We start from the raw sequence: 1104 nt of genomic DNA on the forward strand, positions 1-1104 counted from the left end.
GTGCGGAAGCCGGTCAGGACCTCGTCGAGGATCAGCAGGGCACCGTGTTCGCGGGTAATCCGGGAGAGGCCGGCGTTGAAGCCGTCGCCGGGGGTGACCACGCCCATGTTGGCGGGAGCGGCTTCGGTGATGACGGCGGCAATGCTGTCACCGTGCTTGGCGAAGGCGGCTTCGACGGCGCCAAGGTCGTTGTAGGGCAGCACGAGCGTCTCGGCGGCGGTCGCGGCGGTGACCCCGGCCGAGCCGGGCAGCGCGAGGGTCGCCAGGCCGGAGCCTGCGGCGGCGAGGAGGCCGTCGAGGTGGCCGTGGTAGCAGCCGGCGAACTTGATGATCAGGTTGCGGCCGGTGAAGCCGCGGGCGAGCCGGACGGCCGTCATGGTCGCCTCGGCGCCCAGGTTCTTGCCGAAAACGGGCTTGAGGGTGGCCAGTTTCTCCGGGCTCGTGTCGGCGCGCAGGTTGGAGTCGCGGCTCAGTCCCCGGTAGGGGGTCAGGAGGTCATCGAAGAAGCCGGCGTCGTAGGCCGCGGCCAGGTTCCGGTGGCTGTTGAAGGCCAGCTCGTCCTGGGCCTCGCGGGTGATCTTCCACTGCGCCGTGGTCAGCGCCTGGTGCTCGCCCATCGACAGGCCGGTGCGCGGCTCCCCCGTGTTCGGTGCATCGGGAGCCAGATCCTTGGGACGGAGCCGGCTGAGGACCTGCAGTTTCCGGGACATCGTCCTGGCGCGGTTGAGGTCAAGGAGCACCTCGCGGAGTCCCTCGCTGACGGCGATGGGGGCGTCAGAGGCCGAGTCGACGCCGCCGGCGATCGCGGAATCGATCTGGCCCAGCTTGATCTTGTTCGCCAGGCCAAGCACCGTTTCCAGGCCGGTGGCGCAGGCCTGCTGGAGGTCATACGCCGGGGTCTCGGCGGAGAGTGCCGAGCCGAGCACCGCTTCCCGGGTGAGGTTGAAATCCCGGGAGTGCTTGAGGACCGCCCCCGCAGCCACTTCCCCGATCCGCTCGTCCTGCAGGCCGAAGCGGGCGATCAGGCCATCAAGGGCGGCCGTGAGCATGTCCTGGTTGGAGGACTTCGTGTACGCGCCTCCGGTCCGGGCGAACGGGATGCGG

The 1104-nt window shown here is 69.9% G+C and carries 1 protein-coding gene; it reads right to left on the reverse strand.

What is annotated here, in order from left to right; genetic code table 11:
• Positions 1–1104 (reverse strand): aminotransferase class III-fold pyridoxal phosphate-dependent enzyme (locus LQV45_RS34795; RefSeq protein WP_230012500.1); only part of this gene is annotated, 1104 nt, incomplete at both ends.

This window comes from Microbacterium sp. Bi128, assembly GCF_918698205.1.